The following is a 19,043-nucleotide window of genomic DNA, read 5'->3' as shown; positions in this document are numbered from 1 at the left end:
AATGGCTGAGTCTTCTCCGGATACCGCGTACAGGAAAGGCGGCTGCAATGATCCATGATCTGATTCCCTGCATTTATCTTCTTGGCGGCAGGTCTGTCACAGGCTTCGGCCAGACCAATCTGCTCGGAGACGGCGATCCCGTGGCGGCGGCCCGGGAATACAGCGACCGCGGAGCCGACCGGCTGCTGATCTTTGATTTCTCCGACGGAGACGCCGCGCATGACGCTGCGATCGACTGTATCCGGGAGATTGTCCGGACGGCGCAGATTCCGGTACTGGCGGCCGGGAACATCCGGCGGGCGGAGGATGTGAAGAAGCTGCTTTACGCCGGCTGCGAGCGGGCGGTGCTGAACGGCTCGAAGGATTCCAACCTCCGTATGCTGGAGGATGTCTCCAAACGCTTCGGACGGGATCATCTGGCTGTCAGCGTCTCGGATTACGCGGAGTTTGACCTCCACAGGGACGCCATCGGGACATGGGCGGATACGCTGCTTCTCCTCGACGATTCGGAGACGTCTTTATTTGAAGGAAAGACAGATCTTCATCTGATCGTCCACAGCGGAGGATCGGAGAAAACGATTTCGGATCTTCTCCGCACCGGCCCGGTCTCCGGCGTCACGGGAGGCTCGGTCAGCCGGCCGGGGCAGGATCTGATCGGAGAGAAGATTGCTCTCCGGAACCAGGGAATCCGGATGGACATTCTGACCAGCGCGGTTCCATGGAGCGAATTTACGAAAAATGACCGCGGACTGGTTCCGTGCATCGTGCAGGACGCGCGCACGGACGAAGTCCTGATGATGGCGTGGATGAACGAGGAGAGTTTCCGCCGGACGCTTGATACGGGGCGGATGACCTATTTCTCGCGGAGCCGGCAGACGCTCTGGATGAAGGGAGAAACCAGCGGGCATGTGCAGTATGTCCAGTCGCTCTCGATTGACTGCGACCGCGACACCATGCTGGCGAAGGTCGTTCAGGTGGGAGCGGCCTGCCATACCGGTCATCACAGCTGCTTCTACACGCCGCTTGCGTCGAAGGAGAGCCGGGAGACGAATCCGTACCATGTCTTCGAGCAGGTGATGCGGGTGATTCTGGACCGCCGTGAGCATCCGAAGGAAGGCTCCTACACGAATTACCTCTTCGACAAGGGGATCGACAAGATTCTGAAGAAGGTCGGAGAGGAGAACACGGAGATCATCATCGCCGCGAAAAACCCGAACCGGGAGGAGATCCGGTATGAGATCGCCGATTATCTCTACCATCTGATGGTCCTGATGGCGGAGCGGGGCGTGACCTGGGAGGAGATCACCGACGAGCTGGCGCGGCGCTGAGAAAGAGAAACGGGAGACCGGCGGGACATCCTGCGAATGGAACGGACGCCCTCCCGCGGGGGCAGTTCCCCGTGGGAGGGCGTCGGCGGTCTCCAAACGGGAGGAAAAATATGAACCGTCTGGCACTCGATGACGATATTCTTCAGCAGGTAGAGAAGCCGGCGCGCTATATCGGCGGAGAACCGAATGCGGTCGTCAAGGACCCGGACTCCGTCCGGATCCGCTACGCGATGTGTTTCCCGGATGTCTATGAGATCGGCATGTCCCATCTCGGCATCCAGATCATCTACGAACAGCTGAACCGGCGGACGGATACGTGGTGCGAGCGGGTGTATGCCCCCTGGCCGGATCTTGCGGACATCATGAAAGAAAGAAGGATTCCGCTGTTTGCCCTCGAATCACAGGATCCGGTGAAATCCTTCGATTTCCTCGGCATCACGCTGCAGTATGAGCTCTGCTATACGAATATTCTCGATATTCTCAACCTGTCGGGGATCCCTCTTCATGCTGAGGAGAGAACATGGGACGATCCGGTCGTGATGGGCGGAGGTCCCTGCGCCTACAATCCGGAGCCGATTGCGCCGTTCTTCGATCTCTTCTACATCGGCGAGTCCGAGACGGTGATGGACCGCCTGATGGACTGCTACCGGCGTGTACGGGAAAGCGGCGGCACGAGGGAGGCGTTTCTGCGTGAGGCGGCGGGAATTCCCGGAATCTACATTCCGTCCCTCTATGAGGTGACGTATCATGAGGACGGCACGATTTTCAGGTTCGATCCCCGTTATCCGGATGTGCCCGCCAGAGTGCGGAGACAGGTGGCAACGGATCTGGACCGCACGCCGTACCCGGCGCGCCCGATCGTCCCGTTCATCCGGCCGGTGCAGGACCGGGCTGTTCTTGAGATACAGCGCGGCTGTATCCGCGGCTGCCGCTTCTGTCAGGCGGGGATCGTTTACCGTCCTCTGCGGGAGCGCAGCAGGGAGTATCTGCTCGGTCTGGCGAAGAGCATGCTCGCGTCGAGCGGACAGGATGAGGTGTCGCTGAGCTCGCTGAGCTCCAGCGACTACCGGGATCTTCCCGGACTTCTCAGTGATCTGATCGATCTGTTCGAGAAGAAGCATGTCAATCTCTCCCTTCCGTCACTTCGGATCGACAATTTCTCGCTGGACGTGATGTCAAAGGTGCAGGACGTCCGCAAGAGCTCTCTGACCTTCGCGCCGGAAGCCGGCACGCAGCGGCTCCGGGACGTGATCAACAAGGGACTGACGGAGGAGGAAATCCTGAACGGCGCGGCGCAGGCCTTTCAGGGCGGCTGGAGCCGGGTCAAGCTGTATTTCATGCTCGGCCTGCCGACTGAGACGGATGAGGACAGGCGGGGCATTGCGCATCTCGCCCAGAAGATTTGCGAGCAGTATTTTGACGGGGTGCCGAAGGAACGGCGGCTGAGTCCGGTCGACGTGACAGTCAGCACGTCGTTTCTGGTTCCGAAACCGTTTACGCCGTTCCAGTGGGCGCAGATGGCCCGTCCGTCGGACTATCTCGATTACGCGCATACCGTGCGGGACGAGATCCGCGCCATGAAGAACCAGAAGCGGATCCATTACAAATGGCATGAGGCGGACGGCACTGAGCTGGAGGGTCTGCTGGCCCGGGGAGACCGCAGGGTCGCGCCGGTGATCGAGTACGCATGGCGGCATGGCGCGCGCTTTGACTCCTGGACGGATTTCTTTGACTACCGGATCTGGCGGGAAGCGTATGAGGCGTGCGGACTGGATGTGGAATTCTACACGAGGCGGCCGAGGAGACTCGATGAGGTCTTTCCGTGGGACTTCATCGACGTGGAGGTATCGAAGGACTTCCTTATCCGGGAGTGGCTGAAAGCCATTGAAGGCAGAGGTACGACCGCCAACTGCCGTGAGCACTGTTCCGGCTGCGGGGCCAGAACGGTCGGCGAGGGCGTCTGCTTCGAGAACAGTCAGGAATATGCATCCGGCGGCCGTCAGACGGCAGGGGAGACGATACGATGAGAATCCGAATCTGCTTTGAAAAAACCGGACCTGTCCGGTTCGTCGGCCATCTTGATTTTATGAGAATGTTTCAGAAATGCATTCGCAAGAGCGGGCTTGACGCGGTCTATACGGCCGGCTTCAATCCGCATATGCTGCTGAGCTTCGCCGCGCCGCTCGGTGTCGGGGAGGAGACGACAGGAGACTGCGTGGATGTGGAGTTCGCCTATCGTGACCCGGGCGTGCTCACAGAACAGGAGGCATACCGGATGAAGGACATCGGTCTCGACAACGAGCATCTTCCGGACCCGCCGGCGGCCGCTGAGCTGACGGCCCGGCTGGATAAGGCGATGCCGCAGGGCGTAAGCGTAACCGGCGCGGCGCGAGTCGGGCTGACGAAGGACAGCAAGGCGATGGCGCTGGTCCGGTTCGCGTCATGGGACCTGATGCTGGCGGAGGAAGCGCTTCCCGGTCAGAGCGCGGAGAGCCTTGCGGAGCGTACGAGGGCCTTTCTTGAGAGGCCGGAGATCCGGGTGATGAAGCATACGAAGAAGGCGGAGCGGGAGACGGATATCCGCCCGCTGATCCGCTCTCTGACGGCGGTGAAAGGACCGGAAGGAGAACGGATCCTGCACCTGACATGCGCGGCGGGCAGCACGCAGAACCTGAAGCCCGCTGCGGTGCTGGAAGCGTTCGGATCGTGGTGCGGGGAGGAGACGCCGCACCGGCTGTCACGTCTGGTGCGCACGGAACTGATGGACGGAGAAATGAGGCCGCTGCTTTCGCTCGGTACGCCGTTTTGAATGAAGAGGAGAAAACACGATGAGCCTGATCACGAAGGTGCTGGCCGTTCTGACGGCGGCTGAATTTGTCTATATTCTGTATCTGGAAACGCTGGCGACGGATTCGGAGAAGACGTCGAAGGTATTCGGGATGCCTGTGGAGGAACTGAGGCGTCCGTCTGTCAATACACTCTTCAAAAACCAGGGTGTCTATAACGGCCTCCTAGCCGTACTGATCCTGATCGCCGTGTTCGGATTTGCGAGCCGGGCCGCGCTGATCGCGCTGATGCTCTACATCGTCGCGGTCGCGCTGTACGGAAGCGCCACAAGCAGCCCGAAGATTATTCTGATGCAGGGCGGACCCGCGATTCTGACGCTGATCAGCTGCCTGTTCTGACATACTGAAGCGCGGCGGATGCGCAGGCGGACCGGGGAGAGGAGCGGGAGGACAAGCGATGCGGGATTATATTGTGACGGAGCTGCAGGACGGAATGAGGGGGCTTCTGGCGGCAGCCCTGTACGAGGACCGGAAGCTGGCGATGCTCCGTGTCGGAACCTTCGGAAGCCGGTCTGATGTCGGCACGGTGGTGAAGGGACGCGTGGAAAATACCGCGAAGAATATCGGAGGCGCGTTTGTCTGCACAGACGGAAGGACGGGAAATGTCTTTCTTCCGACCGGGGCGTCGGATCCGTTCGGCCGGGTGAACGCCTCCTCACCCGTCCTGGTTCAGGTCGTCCGGGACGCGGCCGGAATCAAGCGGCCGGTCGTGACGCGAAATATTTCTCTGGCTGGCCGGTATGCGGTGGTCTCGAGGCGGCCCGGACGGATCAGCTTCTCCTCGAAGCTGACGGAGGAGCAGAGAGCGCTGATACGGAAATGGATTCCGAGGGAGGACACGGAGGAATTTCATGTTCTGATCCGGACCAACGCCGCCTGGACGGACAAGCAGACGCTGCTGGCGGAACTGGAACGCCTTAAAAACTCGATGAGAAGGATTCTCGATGCGGCCGGCGGCGCGTCTGTGGGTACGGTGCTTTACCGGCCGGAGCCCTTCTATATAGAAGCGGCGCGTGATCTCTACGAGGCGCCGGACCGGATGTTCAGCGATATACCGGCCTGCGCGGAAGAGCTGACCCGGCTGAGAGCGTCGATGGGGGGAAGAGGGGAAAATCCGGTTCTGTTCGAACACGCGGCCGGCGCTTTGTCTCTTCCGGCGCTCTACGGTCTGCCGAGGGATCTCGAGCGTCTGGCCCAGCCGAGAGTCTGGCTCCCGTGCGGCGGTTTTCTGGTGATCGAACGGACCGAGGCCTTCATCAGCATCGACGTCAACACCGGGCACTGTGTGAAAGGAAAGATTCCGGAGGAAACCTACCGGAGAGTCAATCTCGAGGCGGCGGCGGAGATCGCAAGACAGCTTTCGCTCCGGAACCTGTCGGGGATGATTCTGGTCGATTTCATCTCGATGCGCGCAGCGGATCACAATGAGGAACTGGTCAACGTGATGAAGAAGCTTGTCCGGAAGGATCACATTCATACGGAAGTGGTGGATCTGACGCCGCTTGGGATCATGGAAATCCTGCGGCAGAAAGTCCGCCGACCGCTGGCGGAGGAACTGGCGGCGTTTTCCGGGAACGCTTCCGGTTCTGGAGAGGCGGAAGAATCATAAAAAAGCTTGCATGCTGCGGGAACTCGTGCTATTATACCAGAGTGTGCCGCACAGAGAGGCTGAGAGTCTGCATGTTTTTGTGATAACTGCGACATGCGGCGCCGTATCTGGCGAGTATTGTGAATAAGGAGGTGTCTTTCATGTACGCAGTGATTGCTACCGGCGGAAAGCAGTACAAAGTATCCGAAGGTGATATCATCCGTGTCGAGAAGCTCGGCGCTGAGAAGGGCGAGACCGTGACGTTTGATCAGGTTCTTGCGATCGGCGGCGATGCGCTGAAGTTCGGCGGGGATGTCAAGGGCGCGACCGTTGAAGCGGAAGTGCTTCAGCAGGGCCGTGAGAGAAAGCTGGTCGTCTACAAGTATAAGCCGAAGACAGGCTATCATAAGAAGAACGGCCACAGACAGTACTATACGGCTGTCAGAATCAACAAGATCAACGGTTGATATGATTCATGTGACGGTATTCCGGGACAGCACCGGCTACAGAGGATATGAGGCCCGCGGCCATGCGGACTACGCGGAGAGCGGTTATGATATTATCTGCAGCGCAGTATCGGTTCTGACGATCAATACGGCCAATGCCATCGAGAAACTTACCGGAGATGAGATCCGGGACGAGGAGCGGGACGGCTGGATCCGCTGCCGCTTTCCCTCGGGACTTTCGAAAGAAGGAACGCTTCTGATGGACGCCATGCTGCTCGGACTCGGGCAGGTCGCTGAAACGGTGCAGGAAGAGACAGGAAAGCCGTTTGTGAAACTCGAAATCGAGGAGGTTAAGTCATGCTGAATATGAATCTTCAGCTCTTCGCCCACAAGAAAGGTGTCGGTTCCACCAAGAACGGCCGTGATTCTGAAGCGAAGAGACTCGGAGCCAAAAGGGCTGACGGTCAGTTCGTGAAAGCGGGCAACATCCTTTACAGACAGCGCGGCACGCATATCCATGCGGGCGTGAACGTCGGTCTCGGCGGTGATGACACGCTGTATGCGAAGGCGGATGGCATTGTCCGTTACGCAAGACTTGGAAGAGACCGCAAGCAGTGCTACATCGAGCCTGTTGCGGAAAGCGCCGAGTAAGTAGAATAACTGATCCGGGCTCCTTTTTCGGAGCCGGTTGCGAGAGGGCTTCGAATCGTTATGATTTGAAGCCTTTTCATATATCATTCGGACCGCTTGCGGATCCATACACGGGAGAAACTATGTTTGCAGATTTTGCAAGAATCCATATCAAATCAGGAAAAGGCGGAGACGGACACGTCAGCTTCAGAAGAGAAAAATTCGTCCCGGCCGGCGGTCCGGACGGGGGGGACGGCGGCCGCGGCGGCGACGTGATCCTGGAGGTGGATCCGGCGATGAACACGCTGTTCATCTACAAGCACCGTTATCAGTTCCGAGCCGGGGACGGAGAGGAAGGCGGAAAGAAGCGCTGCCACGGAAAGGACGGAGCGTCGATCACGCTGAAAGTGCCCGAGGGGACGATTCTCCGCGAGGAGCACTCCGGCAAGGTGATCGCGGATATGTCCGGCGACAACCGCCGTCAGGTGATCCTCAGAGGCGGCCGCGGCGGGCGCGGGAACATGAATTTCGCGACACCGACCAATCAGGCTCCGCAGTACGGGGAACCGGGCCGGCCGGCGCTTGAACTGGACTGCACGATGGAACTGAAACTGGTGGCGGATGTGGGGCTGATCGGCTTCCCCAATGCGGGGAAGTCCACGTTTCTTTCCCGTGTGACGCGCGCTGACCCGAAGATCGCGAACTATCCGTTCACGACGATCAATCCGAATCTCGGCGTGGTGGATCTCGGGGACGGCCGCGGCTTCGTGATTGCCGATATGCCCGGGCTGATTGAGGGGGCGTCGGAGGGCGTCGGACTCGGCTTTCAGTTTCTCCGTCATATTGAGCGGACGCGGGTGCTGATCCATCTGGTGGATACGGCGTCCTTCGACGGGCGGGATCCGGTTGAGGATGTCCGCACCATCAACCGCGAGCTGGAGAAATACAACCCGGAGATTTTAAAGAAACCGATGGTGATCGCGGCCAATAAGATCGATGTTTCCGGGAATCTTCCGGACGATCCGGTCAGAAGACTGAGAGAAGCATTCGAGCCGGAAGGCCTCCGGGTCTATCCCATCTCGGCCGTGACCGGGGAGGGTGTCCGCCCGCTGCTGGAGGATGTACGAAAACTCCTTGATACGACAGCGAAGGACAGGCTATACTATGAGCAGGAATTTTTCCCGGAGGATATGATCGCGAGCAGCGATCTGCCGTATACGATCACAACAGAGGAGGATCATGCCGGGACGGTCCGCTACGTCGTCGAAGGTCCGAAGATCGACCGCATGCTCAGCTATACGAATCTGGATTCGGAGAAGGGATTCCGCTATTTCCAGCAGTTCCTGAAGCGGGCGGGTATCAGTGATGCACTTCGGAAGGCAGGTGTCAGAGAAGGAGACACCGTCCGGATGTACGGCCATGAGTTCACGTTCTACGAGGAGGAAGAGGAGACGGATGAATCTGACAAGTAAGCAGCGCGCGTATCTGAAAGGGCTGGCGATGAATCTTACCCCGGTGCAGTATGTGGGCAAATCCTCTCTGACGGATGAAAATCTGAGAAACGTGGAGGAAGCGCTTGCCGCACGGGAACTGATCAAGCTCGGGATACAGAAGAACTGCGACGACGATCCGTACCTGATCGCGGATGCTGTTGCGGAGCGTACCGGCGCCTCTGTCGTTCAGGTTATCGGGAGGAAAATTGTTCTGTACCGGGAGGGAAAGGACGACAAAAAGCGGATTCAGCTGTAACGGTGATCGCGGAGGCGCGGACGGATGAAAATCGGGATTATGGGAGGCACGTTTGACCCGATTCATATCGGGCATCTGATTCTCGGCGAGCAGGCGTACGAGCAGTTCGGTCTCGACCACATCGTCTACCTTCCCTCCGGCAATCCGCCTCACAAGAGAAACCGGACCGGAGGAGCAACCAACGCCCAGCGGCTCCAGATGGTGAGACTGGCCTGTGCCGGCAACCCTCACTTTTCCGTCAGCGACCGCGAGATGCGGGAGAGCGGATTCAGCTACACCTACCGCACGCTGGAGGAGATGCGTGCGGAGGATCCGTCGGTCCGGCTTTACTTTATTCTCGGCGCGGATTCTCTGTTTGACTTTGAACGGTGGCGGAATCCGGACCGGATCTGCGCGGCCTGTACGCTGGTGGCCGCAACGAGAAACCACACGGATGACGACGCGCTGGAGGCCGCGATGGAGCATATCCGGGAACGTTTTCACGCGGAGGTGGAAAGACTGGATACGGAGACGATCGATATATCCTCCCGGATGGTCCGGCACCGCTGCGCGGAAGACCGGTCGATCCGCTACTATGTGCCGGATACGGTGAGAGACTATATCGTATCCCACGACGTGTACGGACATCTGAAAGGACAGGCATGACGGGAGAAATCTATAATCTGGAAGAGATGAGCAGAAAGCTGAAACGGTACATTGACACGAACCGCTTCTATCACACTCAGGGCGTGCGGTACACCAGCACGGCGATGGCGATGGCTCACGGCGCGGATCTCGTAAAGGCGGAGACGGCCGGACTGCTTCACGACTGCGCCAAGTGCATTTCCGATCAGAAAAAGATCCGGATCTGCGACAAGAACCATATTGAAATCACGGATGTGGAGCGTGACAATCCTTTCCTTCTCCATTCCAAGGTCGGCGCATATATCGCTGCTGAAAAGTACGGTGTGAAGGACCAGGAGATACTGGACGCGATCCGCTACCACACTACGGGCCGCCCCGGCATGAGGCCGCTTGAGCAGATCGTGTTCATCGCGGACTATATCGAGCCGAGACGCAACAAGTCCAAACATCTTCCCGAAATCCGGCGGATGGCCTTCCGGGACCTGGATGAATGCTGCTATCTGGTTCTGAAGGACATGCTTCTGTACCTGCATTCGCGCTGCGGCGAGATCGATGGAAATACGCAGGAGGCATTCCGCTTCTATGAGGAAGTGCATGACGAAAGGAGAGACTGATTTATGACGAAGGAAGAAAGCCGTGAGCTTGTCGCTCTTGCGGTCAGCGCACTGGAGGAGAAGAAGGCCGAGCACATCGAGGTCATCGAGATCGATGATATCTCTCCTCTGGCGGATTATTTCGTGATCGCGAACGGAACAAACCAGAGCCAGACCGAGGCGATGGTGGAGGCGGTGGAGGAGAAGGCCGGACGGGCCGGCATTTTCCCCGATCACGTGGAGGGTCATCGGAACGCGAACTGGACGCTGCTGGATTTTCGGGGCGTCGTGATCCATATCTTCGATGAGGAGGCCCGGGCGTTCTATGACCTTACCCGGATCTGGAAGGACGGAAAGCAGCTGGATCCGGAGAACTTTCTGAAGAAGGAGGATCCGGAAACTTGACAGCGGGGCATGCGCGCCGCGCCGCGGCCGTCTGCGCTGCGGCGCTTTTTTCGCTTTCCGGGCTGACAGGATGCTCTGGGCGCATGTGGGAGATGGTCTCCGACGCGGCCGCCATCTTCTCCGAGGCAAAGCTGGGCGGCCGGCCCGCCGATTCGACAGGCAGCGGATACGTGAGTTCCGAGGCAGAGGTCACGGAGAAGCAGGATGGCAGCCTCACGGAGCAGACGATCGGAGATCCGGTTGAGGAGACGCCGGGCCTCTCCGGATTTGCCTTCGATCAGCTTGACAGCGCGGTTCAGGATGTCTACGCACAGCTTTACACCGGTATCTCCGCTGAAAAGGCCTCGTTTACGATCCGGGCGAAGAACACGGACGACATCAAACCGGCGCTGGCCGCCGTGATGACGGACTGTCCTCAGTTTTTCTGGATCGACGGAACGGCCTGCATGAGCGGCTTCCGGAGCCTCGGCATCTGGAGAATCACGCTGCATTTCAATATCGACGTGTCTCAGATCGACAGCGTGCGGAGCCGGATCGAGGCGAAGGCCGAGGAGTACCTTTCCTCGATTCCGGATGGCGCAAACGAGTATGACAAGGTGAAGCTCGCGTACGAGTACATCATAAACCTCACGGACTACTCTCTGTCCAGCACGCAGAACCAGAACATTCAGAGTGTATTTCTGAACGGATCCTCTGTCTGTGCGGGCTATGCGCGCGCATTCCAGTATCTGCTTCAGAAAGCGGGTATCTGGTGCGCCTATGTCGAAGGCAAAACTTCCGATTCCGGCGAGGGGCACGCGTGGGATCTGGTCCGGATCGGCGATGTGTACACCTATGTCGATCCGTCGTGGGGAGATCCGACTTACGGAGAAGACCAGACGGACGCCAAACGGCTGGACATCATCTATGACTACCTCTGCCTGACGACGGATGAGATGACGAGAGCCGGACATGAACCGGACGACACCTACACGCTTCCGGATTGCACGGACCGGAGCTATGACTACTATAAGTTGAACGGCTGCTATCAAGAGGGATACCATGAAGACAGCGTATCGAAGGCACTCTGGAACGCCGTGGACAACGCGGAGGATGTAGTCTACTTCAAGTTTTCCGATTTTGAGAGCTATTCAGAGGCGCAGCAGGCCCTGTTTCCTTCGGAGGACAGCGGACGGGAGAGTCTGATCAACGCACCGATCCGGCAGCGTATGGAGTGGGACTCGGCGTCTTCGATGCGCTACTATTACAGCTGCTCCGACGCACTGTGGATCATCAAGGTATACTGGTAAAAGACGGCAGAAGATTTGAGTTTACATAAATTCGTTATGTGAATTACGTCTTCTGCCGGCTGTTTTTCAGAGCAGCGGACGAAGGAGAACGTATGGAGTATCGCACAGACGAACCGATTGGACAGGGCGGGGCCGTTTTTGATCTGATCCGACTTGCCGCGGCCGTCCTGATTCTGCTCGCGGCTCTGTCCGCGGCGAAGCAGGTGCGCGCGGACGGCGGCATGCTGCTGATCGGGGATTCCCGGGCGGAAGGGATGCATGAAGTGGTCGGGGACGCGGGGATCAGCTGGTGCTTCCGGATCGGGAGCGGTTATAACTGGATGATATCGGACGCGTTTCCCGCAGCGGATGCATCGGTGACAGCCGGCACATCCGTCGTGATTGCCCTCGGAGTCAATGATGTCATCGACTCTTTCCGCATTCAGCAGTATGCCTCGGCGATCAGCCGTCAGGCAGCTGTCTGGAAGGAACGGGGCGTCAGGACATATTATGTGTCGATTCTTCCGGTGGACGATTCTCTCGACAGCGAGGAGCATAATTCCGATATCGAGTACTGGAACCGGACGATCGGGCCGCTGCTTTCGGAGGATGTGACCTATCTGGACCTGTACGGCCGGGTGCTCGCCGATTACGCGACGACGGACGGGCTCCATTATACGGATGACACATACAGGAAAATCTTCCAGCTGATCACGGAGGCGGTCGGATCCGGCGATGCCGGAAGTACGGAAGGGATGCGTGTAACTGCAGCGGATACCGAGACGGCGGGAGTGAATGGCAACGAAGGTCTCCGGGAAACGGAATCAGGGGATACGGCGGAAAGTCCGGTCTCCGATACCGGATCAGGGAAGGAAAGGGCGGGCCGGGCTTCCTCGGCTCCTGACAGTGCGCGGCATCATGAGGACGGGCGGACAGAGAGCAGAGAGACTTCCGCGGAAGCGATAACCGCTGCCGGCGACGGAGAAGTCTTTTCCGTCCGTGCGGTTCCGGAGGAGAAGAGCGGATCGGGATACAGCGGATGGCTGGCGCTGAATCAGGGAACCTGCTATCTGGAGAATGGGACGCCGGTGACCGGCTGGTGCGTCATCGGGGGGAGTCTTTACTGCTTCAGCGACAGAGGGCTGATGCTGACCGGCGAGGTGACACTGCAGACGGGCACGTACCGGTTCCGTTCGGACGGGACGCTGGATGCGGTGCTCTCTGGCATGAGGCCGGTGGCGGACGGCGAAACGGGAGAGGGTGTCTCTGCTGCGGAGGAGACGTCTGAGAGCGGCTGAACGCGATCCCATCGGAAGGCGGTCCCGGATTCCGAACGGAATTCCGGCGCAGCCCGACCCGATGCGTGAGGGAAGGGGAGGAGAATAGGATGGACAGACAGCAAGCGGATCGGAAGCCGCGCCGGAAGTGGCCGTGGGTCGTTCTGATTCTTCTGCTGGCCGTATCAGGCGGCCTGTACGTCCGCGGCCTTCAAAAGCTGGAGGGTGTCTTTCTGCCAAACACGACGCTTGACGGCGAGGATGTGAGCCTTCAGTCTCCGGAGAAGATCGACCGTATGACCCGTGAGCGAGGGACGGACCGCGTGCTCACGTTCCGCGAGATGGGCGGCCGGAGCGAAACCATTTCCTACCGTTCCGTCGGATATGAGCATACCCGGACGCCTTCGGCCGCGTATCTGGCGGCCGGTCAGAATCACTGGCTCTGGCCGGTGAGCCTCTGGCGGAAGACAGCATTTACTTCGGAGAAAGGGTTCACCTATGACAAAGAGCGCCTGAAAAAGCGGGTTCATGCGCTTCAGGCCATATCCGGAACCGGCATCGTCGATCCGGAGGACGCGGCGATCGTGAAAGGAAAGGACCGGTATGAGCTGATTGAAGCGACGGACGGAAACCGTCTTGACGAAAAGAAGGTGCTCGGATGCGCGGAGGAGGCGATTGAGTCCGGAGAAACGTCGATCAGTCTGGGGGAGAAAGACTGCTACCTGAAACCGGCCCGTCGGTCTGACGACGCGCATCTGCAGTCCGCTTTCGATCGCATCGACGCGGTTCAGAACGAGACGGTCACGCTGGAGCTCTACGGTTCCTCGATTCCGGTTGACAAGTCCGTATTCTTTGACTGGCTTCAGTTTGATGAGGATACGGCTGAAGTCTCGCTGGACCAGGACGCCCTGACGGCTTATGTGAACAGCCTTGCCGGCCGTCTGGATACGTTCGGTAAGGCAAGGCAATTCCGCACGTCGGCCGGTGATACAGTCGCGGCTGGCGGAGGCGGCCATGACAATTACGGTTTCACATTGCAGAAGGAGGATACGAAGCGGGTGCTTGAGGACGCGATTCTGGGAGGCGAATCCGTGAAGGCGGAGGCTGTCTGGGAACGCACAGGGCGCACGATCACGCCGGAAGGCGACGATATCGGACGGACCTATATCGAGATCAGCATCGACCGGCAGCATATGTGGTATTACCGTGACGGGACGCTGGCCGCGGAGACAGATGTGACAACGGGCAAAATGGCGGATAACCGGGAGACGCCGACGGGCGTATTCTATGTGATGAACAAGATGAGTCACTACACGATGCGGGGAAGCTACGGATCATCCTTCGTCAATTTCGCGCTTCTGATCGACAGCGAGAACGGCATCTATATCCACGACGCGCCGTGGCGCACCCGCTACGGAGGACAGATTTACGTGACGGACGGCAGTCATGGCTGTATCAATACGCCTTATGACGCCGAGAAGCAGCTTTTCGAAACGGTCGATACGGGTACGCCGGTGGTCATCTACGACCGGAATCATCCGTCCTGAGCGCGGGCAGGCGCCGGAACGAAAGGCTTTTAAGCTGAATGGAATCCAGCCCGCTGCTTTTTCTCCTTTATGTCATCGGCCCGGCAGAGGAACTGCGATCAGAATGCCTGAGAGAAAACCAGCCCGTTGCCTGTATCACCCTTGTCATCCTCCCATGAAATCGTGTTGCTGTCCGCGCTGACGCTGAAAATGCCGGTTCCGTCCGTGTACTGCACCGTGTCGGTTTCGTTTCCATTTTCATCGAAGGTCTGCGTGACCTTTGTTCCGAAGGTATAGGAGATCACGCCGTCCAGATAAGTTCCGTGCAGGATCCATTCGGTGTTCTGGGAGGCGCTGTCCTGCTGGTCGATGATCATCAGCGGACTGTCCTCGTTTTCCGCCGCGATCTGCATCCGCACGTTTCCGGACGAACTGATCCAGTCTCCGACGATATTCATTTCCGGAGGGTCGGCCGGCACGATCCGGGAGGATTCGACCGATTCCGCATCGGATGAAGCCGTTTCGGATGCCGAATCCGGATTTACGGATGACGTACCTTCGGACTGCGCACTGCCGGAGGAAGCGGACGGCGTCGGCTCCGGGGTGATCGGATCCGTTTCGGCAAGAGAGTAGGCGACGGATTGATCGCTCAGCGAATAGGAGGAGTAGGAAAGGCCGTTTTCCTTAAGATACATCCGGATAAAGGCGCTCGTCAGATACTGGGTCCGGTCCGCATCGTCCGTGAAGACAGCAACCAGACGGGCTGTCTGGTTTTCTTTCTCGTAAGCATCGAAGCTGAGCGCGCTGCTGATCGTGGAATCGTTGACGGCGGAACTGTAAGCGGAAGAAGAAACCGTGCCGGAGGAGGCGGTTTCCTGTCCGCCGTCCGGAGAGGATGACGGTACAGCGGATGCGCTTCCGGACGCTGTGCCGGTGGCCGGGCTTCCGGATTCCGCCGGAGACGCGCCGGCTTCCGGCGAGGACACGGCGGAAGAAGCGCTGCTGTCTGACGTTTTGTCGGAAGCCGTACTGCCGTCTGAAGCGGAGCCGGAAGACGTCTGGCCGCTGTCCGGGGTGCTGTCGCCTGTGAGCGAGGAGGCGTTCTCGTCCACCTGATAGGATCCGTTTTCATCCGGCCGCAGCACGAGGAGTCCGATGTCGGTACCGCCGCTCAGATACACCAGACGTCCTTTTCCGTCGGATGTGAAATTCCAGACGGAGAAGCCGCCGCGGACGTACCGGCTTGAACCGCTGACATGCGAGCTGACCACATTGACGACCGGCACCGTCGCGACGACGCGGCTGTTGACTTCATATCTTGTATTGATGGTTCTGGTCAGATAATCACAGATTGCCTGCATCACGGCCGTGTCGGTTCCGGAGCCCTGAAACGTGAAGGCCGGTGAAGGATTGACACCCTCCACCACGCTGTCTGCGGCGGAAGAGTCTGTATTGTCGGCAGAGTCCGGAAGCGAACCGACGTACAGATCATCCGGGCCCGATACGGCCGCATCATCCGCCGCGTCGACTCTTGCAAGCCCCGGATCATCGGTCAGATCCGCGGAAGGATCATCCGCCGCAGCGGCGGCCGCAGAACCGGCCAGCATGGCCATGCTCAGGCTGACGGCGATCCATTTTGTCAGTTTCAGATTCTTTTTCTTTGTCATATTCAATCTTTACTCCCGGTCAGTTCGGCTGATTCTGCTGTGTCGGCGGGCGGATGCATTTTCCGAAAACGGAAGAGAGAGAAAGCTGTCTCAGACTGTCCGCCTTTCGCACACGCATTTTCTTATTATAAGGCCGGATTCGGAAAAAGATGTGAAGGAATCGTAAAATCTTCAGAAGACGGTCTTTAAGAAAACTGAAGAGTGTATGCTGCGCGGGAGAAACCAGACGGTCTCCTGAATTACCGCCGTTCACTGACGGAATCTGGAACTCATACAGGTGAATGTTGTGAAAATAACATTTTTGAGCGGTAACTGTTCAGAACCCCTGCTTACTGCAGGACGATCTCAGCGTTCCCAGTAAAAGCAGCTGTCAAAGCTTCATAAGCGCTGATACCGTGCTTCCTGCCTGTGCTAATGTATGACATGATGTCCAGATAATCCTGCGCCCCACTTTCTGTACGGAAACATCCGGACACCTTGGTTTTTGTTTTGACATTGCGGACATCGCGCTCCGCCTGGTTGTTATCAAAGGGAACATCGAAGTCCCTGATAAAAAGGCAGACTGATGCCTTGAGTGCCATAAGGCGTTCGATGAGCGACCGCTCTTTCCCTTTTTTCTTCCGCCCTTTCTTTTTCTTTAGCGGATCTGGGGAAAGAGGACATTCCTCATTTGCCATCATCATAAGCCTGTCATACTCTGTGTCAAACTTATGAAGGTGATAGTAGCTGAGTTCCGTTTTGCCTTTGACCACCGCTTTATCACGGGCCTTTTTCATGGAACGGAGGAGGGTCTTGAACCCCGGCGCCCACATGTGTCCCGGACTATACTGTTCAACACCGGTCAGTTCGCGCAGCAGATGTCCATTGCAAACTGCGTGTGTGATATCGTCATACTTCCAGTATGGAGACCAGCAGTCATGTACAGCAATACCGCCAAACTTGGTGAGCACACCATTCCCCTCCATGCCGATCTGGCCACGTTTGGTGCTGATCGTCTGATAGGTCAGATCCGAAGTGGATGAATTATGCACCCAGATGGTTTTTCCATTCACGTCGGTGCCGGTCTCATCAAAGTTGGCGACCTTCGACCCGATCAGCATGGACTTTATAGTCTCAAGTGTACCGCCCACTTTTTGGGCGCACTTCGACACCATGGAGGTGATCGTCCCGGTGGACAGGCTGATCCCGAGAAGGCTTCCCAGCAGGACATGGATCCGCATTGTGCTGACTGCTCCATAGGTGCTCAGCAATCCGGCAAGTACGGAAACGGAATCGCCATACTGTACATATGCCCGGATTCCCTCAGGGAATTCCCCGGCCAGGGCTTCCCCCGTACATGGACATGATGCCACCTGGATGGACTGGTGCTCTGTCACCCTGGTTGTGATGACTGCATTGACTTCATAACGCTTCTCACCGCAGGTAAATACTTTGCCGCTCATGACGCACTCGTTCAGCCGCGGGCAGGAAAGGCACTTTTTCGGCAAATGTTTGCTGTATTCATCCGGTTCATGCGGGATCGACATATGGGAGCCCGGATGCCCCTTCTGTCCGCCCTGCTTCTTGCCGGATTTCTGCCGCTGACTTTGAGGCTTTGGTTTATTGAAACCATCACTGGAAGGTGGCTTGGAACTGTTCTGGGAGTTCTGATTCAGCTGGCGCTGGAGCTCTCGGATAGTTTCCTCTAATTCCTTGATGGTTTCCGTCAGTGATTGCACAAGTGCGGTGAGATCCGCATTCTGTTTTGCCATTGTTTCGATAATAAGATCTTTGTCATCCATTGACCCGCTCCTTTCCGGAAGCGGTATCCATCAGGATATCACAAGCCTTTTTCATCGAACAGCGGCAGAAACGGGTTTCGCCTTCTGCGGCGGTAAGCTGACTACGAAGCTCTGCAATAAGGGCATCCTTCTGCGCTATTGTTGCCAGAGCCTGCTCATACAATGCCCTATAGTCTGTATCACTATGGGTCAGGGAAGCAGCATCTGCCTTTGTCCGCTTTCCCGTCGGGACAATATCGCCTGTGGCAGGATCGATGCGGCCAATCAGCTTGCGGTGGGAACGGGGCTGCTTCAGCTCCTTATCCCAATAGGAAACAGACTCATAGACATATGTTATATTGCGAGCTTTATTATGAACCTTTACGATTGCCATGAATCTGTCTCCTTAATAGTGTTACTTTTATTATATTGTATCACTATTAAGGAAAAATATCAAATGTTACGTGTCACTATTATGTAAAACTATGTCAGTGCAGGGGGTTCTGAACAGTTACTTTGAGCGATAATAGCGCTGTGAACGGAAAAGCACATGAAGATGTCAGACAGAGGAGGGAAATGCATGTCCACATCGGGTCCTGACCGCAGTATTATCCGCAAGAAGAAGGAACTGGAGGATCGGCTGGTTCAGATGGGCTATCCGGAAGTCTTCGGCCGCGCGATCGCGAATCAGCTCGGAACGATGAAGACGATGAACCGGATGCTCGCTTATCTTGAGAAGGCGAACCCGGGATCCGCCGAGGAAATCGCCGATGAGATGCTGGCGATCTGTGAGGAACGGTTTCAGTGGCAGCGCAAGAAGGAGGCAGAGTTTTACAGCCGGCGCTACCATCAGATGCTCAGAGAGAATTCCGGGATGCTGTGAGCAGACCGTCAAAGCCAGACGGAGGATTGATATGCGGGGAGAAAATGTGACCGTCATCGTCGACAGACCCGCCGGATCCCGGCATCCGGAACACCCGGATCTGTATTATCCGGTTAATTACGGTTATCTGGAAGGCATCATCGCGCCTGACGGGGAAGAACTGGATGCGTATATTCTTGGAGTTGATCATTCTGTTGAACGGTTTGTCGGAAAGATCATCGCGGTCATTCACCGCAGGGATGACGTGGAGGACAAACTGGTCGTCGCACCTGCAGGACGATCGTTCACGGAAGAAGAAATCAGATCGGCCGTTCGGTTTCAGGAGCAGTATTTCGATTCGGAAATCCTTATGGGAGACAGTGTCCCATTTCGGGCAATCTATTCGCAAAACGACAGTTTATAGAATAGATTAACGGAAATAAACAGGACGGACGGCTTCCTGATGCCGCCCGG

The 19,043-nt window shown here is 57.5% G+C and carries 21 protein-coding genes; 18 read left to right on the top strand and 3 right to left on the bottom strand.

Annotated features, from left to right (window positions below):
* The first annotated feature begins 47 nt into the window (after positions 1 to 47).
* From hisIE to G4C92_RS00425, 16 genes are all read left to right on the top strand, one after another.
* Complete coding sequence (gene hisIE, locus G4C92_RS00500) at positions 48 to 1,328, top strand: bifunctional phosphoribosyl-AMP cyclohydrolase/phosphoribosyl-ATP diphosphatase HisIE (RefSeq protein ID WP_274940680.1); 1,281 nt, start codon at positions 48 to 50, stop codon at positions 1,326 to 1,328.
* Between the two features lie 110 nt (positions 1,329 to 1,438).
* A complete protein-coding gene (locus G4C92_RS00495) occupies positions 1,439 to 3,355 on the top strand; it encodes a TIGR03960 family B12-binding radical SAM protein (protein WP_274940679.1) in 1,917 nt (638 codons plus the stop codon).
* On the top strand, positions 3,352 to 4,137 hold the full coding sequence (locus tag G4C92_RS00490; RefSeq protein WP_274940678.1) for a TIGR03936 family radical SAM-associated protein: 786 nt from the start codon (positions 3,352 to 3,354) through the stop codon (positions 4,135 to 4,137). The genes G4C92_RS00495 and G4C92_RS00490 overlap by 4 nt, the downstream gene beginning before the upstream one ends.
* A gap of 19 nt (positions 4,138 to 4,156) precedes the next feature.
* Complete coding sequence (locus tag G4C92_RS00485) at positions 4,157 to 4,513, top strand: DUF1304 domain-containing protein (protein ID WP_274940677.1); 357 nt, start codon at positions 4,157 to 4,159, stop codon at positions 4,511 to 4,513.
* Positions 4,514 to 4,571: 58 nt separating this feature from the next.
* Positions 4,572 to 5,783 (top strand): ribonuclease E/G, encoded by a 1,212-nt coding sequence (locus G4C92_RS00480; protein WP_274940676.1) that lies wholly within the window; start codon positions 4,572 to 4,574, stop codon positions 5,781 to 5,783.
* Between the two features lie 140 nt (positions 5,784 to 5,923).
* Positions 5,924 to 6,229, top strand: a complete 306-nt coding sequence (rplU, locus tag G4C92_RS00475; protein ID WP_274940675.1) for a 50S ribosomal protein L21 — start codon at positions 5,924 to 5,926, stop codon at positions 6,227 to 6,229.
* Between the two features lies 1 nt (position 6,230).
* Positions 6,231 to 6,572 carry a ribosomal-processing cysteine protease Prp gene (locus G4C92_RS00470; protein WP_274940674.1) on the top strand — a complete coding sequence of 114 codons (342 nt, stop codon included), beginning with the start codon at positions 6,231 to 6,233 and terminating at the stop codon, positions 6,570 to 6,572.
* The gene (rpmA, locus tag G4C92_RS00465; RefSeq protein WP_274940673.1) at positions 6,566 to 6,859 is read left to right on the top strand and encodes a 50S ribosomal protein L27; all 294 of its coding nucleotides are present in this window, start codon (positions 6,566 to 6,568) and stop codon (positions 6,857 to 6,859) included. The genes G4C92_RS00470 and rpmA overlap by 7 nt, the downstream gene beginning before the upstream one ends.
* Before the next feature lie 122 nt (positions 6,860 to 6,981).
* Positions 6,982 to 8,310 (top strand): GTPase ObgE, encoded by a 1,329-nt coding sequence (obgE, locus tag G4C92_RS00460; protein WP_274940672.1) that lies wholly within the window; start codon positions 6,982 to 6,984, stop codon positions 8,308 to 8,310.
* Positions 8,300 to 8,587 carry a ribosome assembly RNA-binding protein YhbY gene (gene yhbY, locus G4C92_RS00455; RefSeq protein WP_274942031.1) on the top strand — a complete coding sequence of 96 codons (288 nt, stop codon included), beginning with the start codon at positions 8,300 to 8,302 and terminating at the stop codon, positions 8,585 to 8,587. Before obgE ends, yhbY begins: the two co-directional genes overlap by 11 nt.
* A 24-nt stretch (positions 8,588 to 8,611) precedes the next feature.
* A complete protein-coding gene (gene nadD / locus G4C92_RS00450; protein WP_274940671.1) occupies positions 8,612 to 9,232 on the top strand; it encodes a nicotinate-nucleotide adenylyltransferase in 621 nt (206 codons plus the stop codon).
* Positions 9,229 to 9,825, top strand: a complete 597-nt coding sequence (gene yqeK / locus G4C92_RS00445; protein WP_274940670.1) for a bis(5'-nucleosyl)-tetraphosphatase (symmetrical) YqeK — start codon at positions 9,229 to 9,231, stop codon at positions 9,823 to 9,825. Before nadD ends, yqeK begins: the two co-directional genes overlap by 4 nt.
* A 3-nt stretch (positions 9,826 to 9,828) precedes the next feature.
* Positions 9,829 to 10,209, top strand: a complete 381-nt coding sequence (gene rsfS, locus G4C92_RS00440) for a ribosome silencing factor (protein WP_274940669.1) — start codon at positions 9,829 to 9,831, stop codon at positions 10,207 to 10,209.
* 83 nt (positions 10,210 to 10,292) lie between these two features.
* A complete protein-coding gene (locus tag G4C92_RS00435) occupies positions 10,293 to 11,498 on the top strand; it encodes a transglutaminase domain-containing protein (RefSeq protein ID WP_274940668.1) in 1,206 nt (401 codons plus the stop codon).
* A 92-nt stretch (positions 11,499 to 11,590) separates the two neighbouring features.
* A complete protein-coding gene (locus G4C92_RS00430; protein WP_274940667.1) occupies positions 11,591 to 12,775 on the top strand; it encodes an SGNH/GDSL hydrolase family protein in 1,185 nt (394 codons plus the stop codon).
* Between the two features lie 89 nt (positions 12,776 to 12,864).
* Positions 12,865 to 14,301 (top strand): L,D-transpeptidase family protein, encoded by a 1,437-nt coding sequence (locus G4C92_RS00425; RefSeq protein ID WP_274940666.1) that lies wholly within the window; start codon positions 12,865 to 12,867, stop codon positions 14,299 to 14,301.
* A 98-nt stretch (positions 14,302 to 14,399) separates the two neighbouring features.
* On the opposite strand, the gene G4C92_RS00420 is transcribed toward G4C92_RS00425, so the two are convergent.
* The 3 genes from G4C92_RS00420 to G4C92_RS00410 form a co-directional block, all read right to left on the bottom strand.
* Entirely contained in the window at positions 14,400 to 15,947 is a 1,548-nt protein-coding gene (locus G4C92_RS00420) for a hypothetical protein (protein WP_274940665.1), read from the bottom strand.
* 329 nt (positions 15,948 to 16,276) lie between these two features.
* Positions 16,277 to 17,728, bottom strand: a complete 1,452-nt coding sequence (tnpC, locus tag G4C92_RS00415; RefSeq protein ID WP_274939918.1) for an IS66 family transposase — start codon at positions 17,726 to 17,728, stop codon at positions 16,277 to 16,279.
* Entirely contained in the window at positions 17,721 to 18,101 is a 381-nt protein-coding gene (locus tag G4C92_RS00410) for a hypothetical protein (RefSeq protein ID WP_274939919.1), read from the bottom strand. Before G4C92_RS00410 ends, tnpC begins: the two co-directional genes overlap by 8 nt.
* A 186-nt stretch (positions 18,102 to 18,287) precedes the next feature.
* On the opposite strand from G4C92_RS00410, the gene G4C92_RS00405 reads away from it, so the two are divergent.
* Complete coding sequence (locus G4C92_RS00405) at positions 18,288 to 18,590, top strand: hypothetical protein (RefSeq protein WP_274940664.1); 303 nt, start codon at positions 18,288 to 18,290, stop codon at positions 18,588 to 18,590.
* A gap of 31 nt (positions 18,591 to 18,621) precedes the next feature.
* Positions 18,622 to 18,993, top strand: a complete 372-nt coding sequence (locus G4C92_RS00400) for an inorganic pyrophosphatase (protein WP_274940663.1) — start codon at positions 18,622 to 18,624, stop codon at positions 18,991 to 18,993.
* Positions 18,994 to 19,043: the final 50 nt, after the last annotated feature.

It is taken from the genome of Chordicoccus furentiruminis, assembly GCF_019355395.1.
Classification (GTDB): domain Bacteria; phylum Bacillota; class Clostridia; order Lachnospirales; family Lachnospiraceae; genus Chordicoccus; species Chordicoccus furentiruminis.
This window is presented reverse-complemented; position numbering and strand designations above follow the sequence as displayed.

Excerpts from the sequence above, each read along its gene's own strand:
- rpmA (WP_274940673.1), top strand. The coding sequence starts at position 6,566 with ATGCTGAATATGAATCTTCAGCTCTTCGCCCACAAGAAAGGTGTCGGT.
- hisIE (WP_274940680.1), top strand. The coding sequence starts at position 48 with ATGATCCATGATCTGATTCCCTGCATTTATCTTCTTGGCGGCAGGTCT.
- G4C92_RS00435 (WP_274940668.1), top strand. The coding sequence starts at position 10,293 with ATGTGGGAGATGGTCTCCGACGCGGCCGCCATCTTCTCCGAGGCAAAG.
- rplU (WP_274940675.1), top strand. The coding sequence starts at position 5,924 with ATGTACGCAGTGATTGCTACCGGCGGAAAGCAGTACAAAGTATCCGAA.
- nadD (WP_274940671.1), top strand. The coding sequence starts at position 8,612 with ATGAAAATCGGGATTATGGGAGGCACGTTTGACCCGATTCATATCGGG.
- G4C92_RS00410 (WP_274939919.1), bottom strand. The coding sequence starts at position 18,101 with ATGGCAATCGTAAAGGTTCATAATAAAGCTCGCAATATAACATATGTC.
- G4C92_RS00490 (WP_274940678.1), top strand. The coding sequence starts at position 3,352 with ATGAGAATCCGAATCTGCTTTGAAAAAACCGGACCTGTCCGGTTCGTC.
- tnpC (WP_274939918.1), bottom strand. The coding sequence starts at position 17,728 with ATGGATGACAAAGATCTTATTATCGAAACAATGGCAAAACAGAATGCG.
- G4C92_RS00485 (WP_274940677.1), top strand. The coding sequence starts at position 4,157 with ATGAGCCTGATCACGAAGGTGCTGGCCGTTCTGACGGCGGCTGAATTT.
- G4C92_RS00480 (WP_274940676.1), top strand. The coding sequence starts at position 4,572 with ATGCGGGATTATATTGTGACGGAGCTGCAGGACGGAATGAGGGGGCTT.
- obgE (WP_274940672.1), top strand. The coding sequence starts at position 6,982 with ATGTTTGCAGATTTTGCAAGAATCCATATCAAATCAGGAAAAGGCGGA.
- G4C92_RS00495 (WP_274940679.1), top strand. The coding sequence starts at position 1,439 with ATGAACCGTCTGGCACTCGATGACGATATTCTTCAGCAGGTAGAGAAG.
- G4C92_RS00420 (WP_274940665.1), bottom strand. The coding sequence starts at position 15,947 with ATGACAAAGAAAAAGAATCTGAAACTGACAAAATGGATCGCCGTCAGC.
- yqeK (WP_274940670.1), top strand. The coding sequence starts at position 9,229 with ATGACGGGAGAAATCTATAATCTGGAAGAGATGAGCAGAAAGCTGAAA.
- G4C92_RS00425 (WP_274940666.1), top strand. The coding sequence starts at position 12,865 with ATGGACAGACAGCAAGCGGATCGGAAGCCGCGCCGGAAGTGGCCGTGG.
- G4C92_RS00430 (WP_274940667.1), top strand. The coding sequence starts at position 11,591 with ATGGAGTATCGCACAGACGAACCGATTGGACAGGGCGGGGCCGTTTTT.
- G4C92_RS00400 (WP_274940663.1), top strand. The coding sequence starts at position 18,622 with ATGCGGGGAGAAAATGTGACCGTCATCGTCGACAGACCCGCCGGATCC.
- G4C92_RS00405 (WP_274940664.1), top strand. The coding sequence starts at position 18,288 with ATGTCCACATCGGGTCCTGACCGCAGTATTATCCGCAAGAAGAAGGAA.
- rsfS (WP_274940669.1), top strand. The coding sequence starts at position 9,829 with ATGACGAAGGAAGAAAGCCGTGAGCTTGTCGCTCTTGCGGTCAGCGCA.
- G4C92_RS00470 (WP_274940674.1), top strand. The coding sequence starts at position 6,231 with ATGATTCATGTGACGGTATTCCGGGACAGCACCGGCTACAGAGGATAT.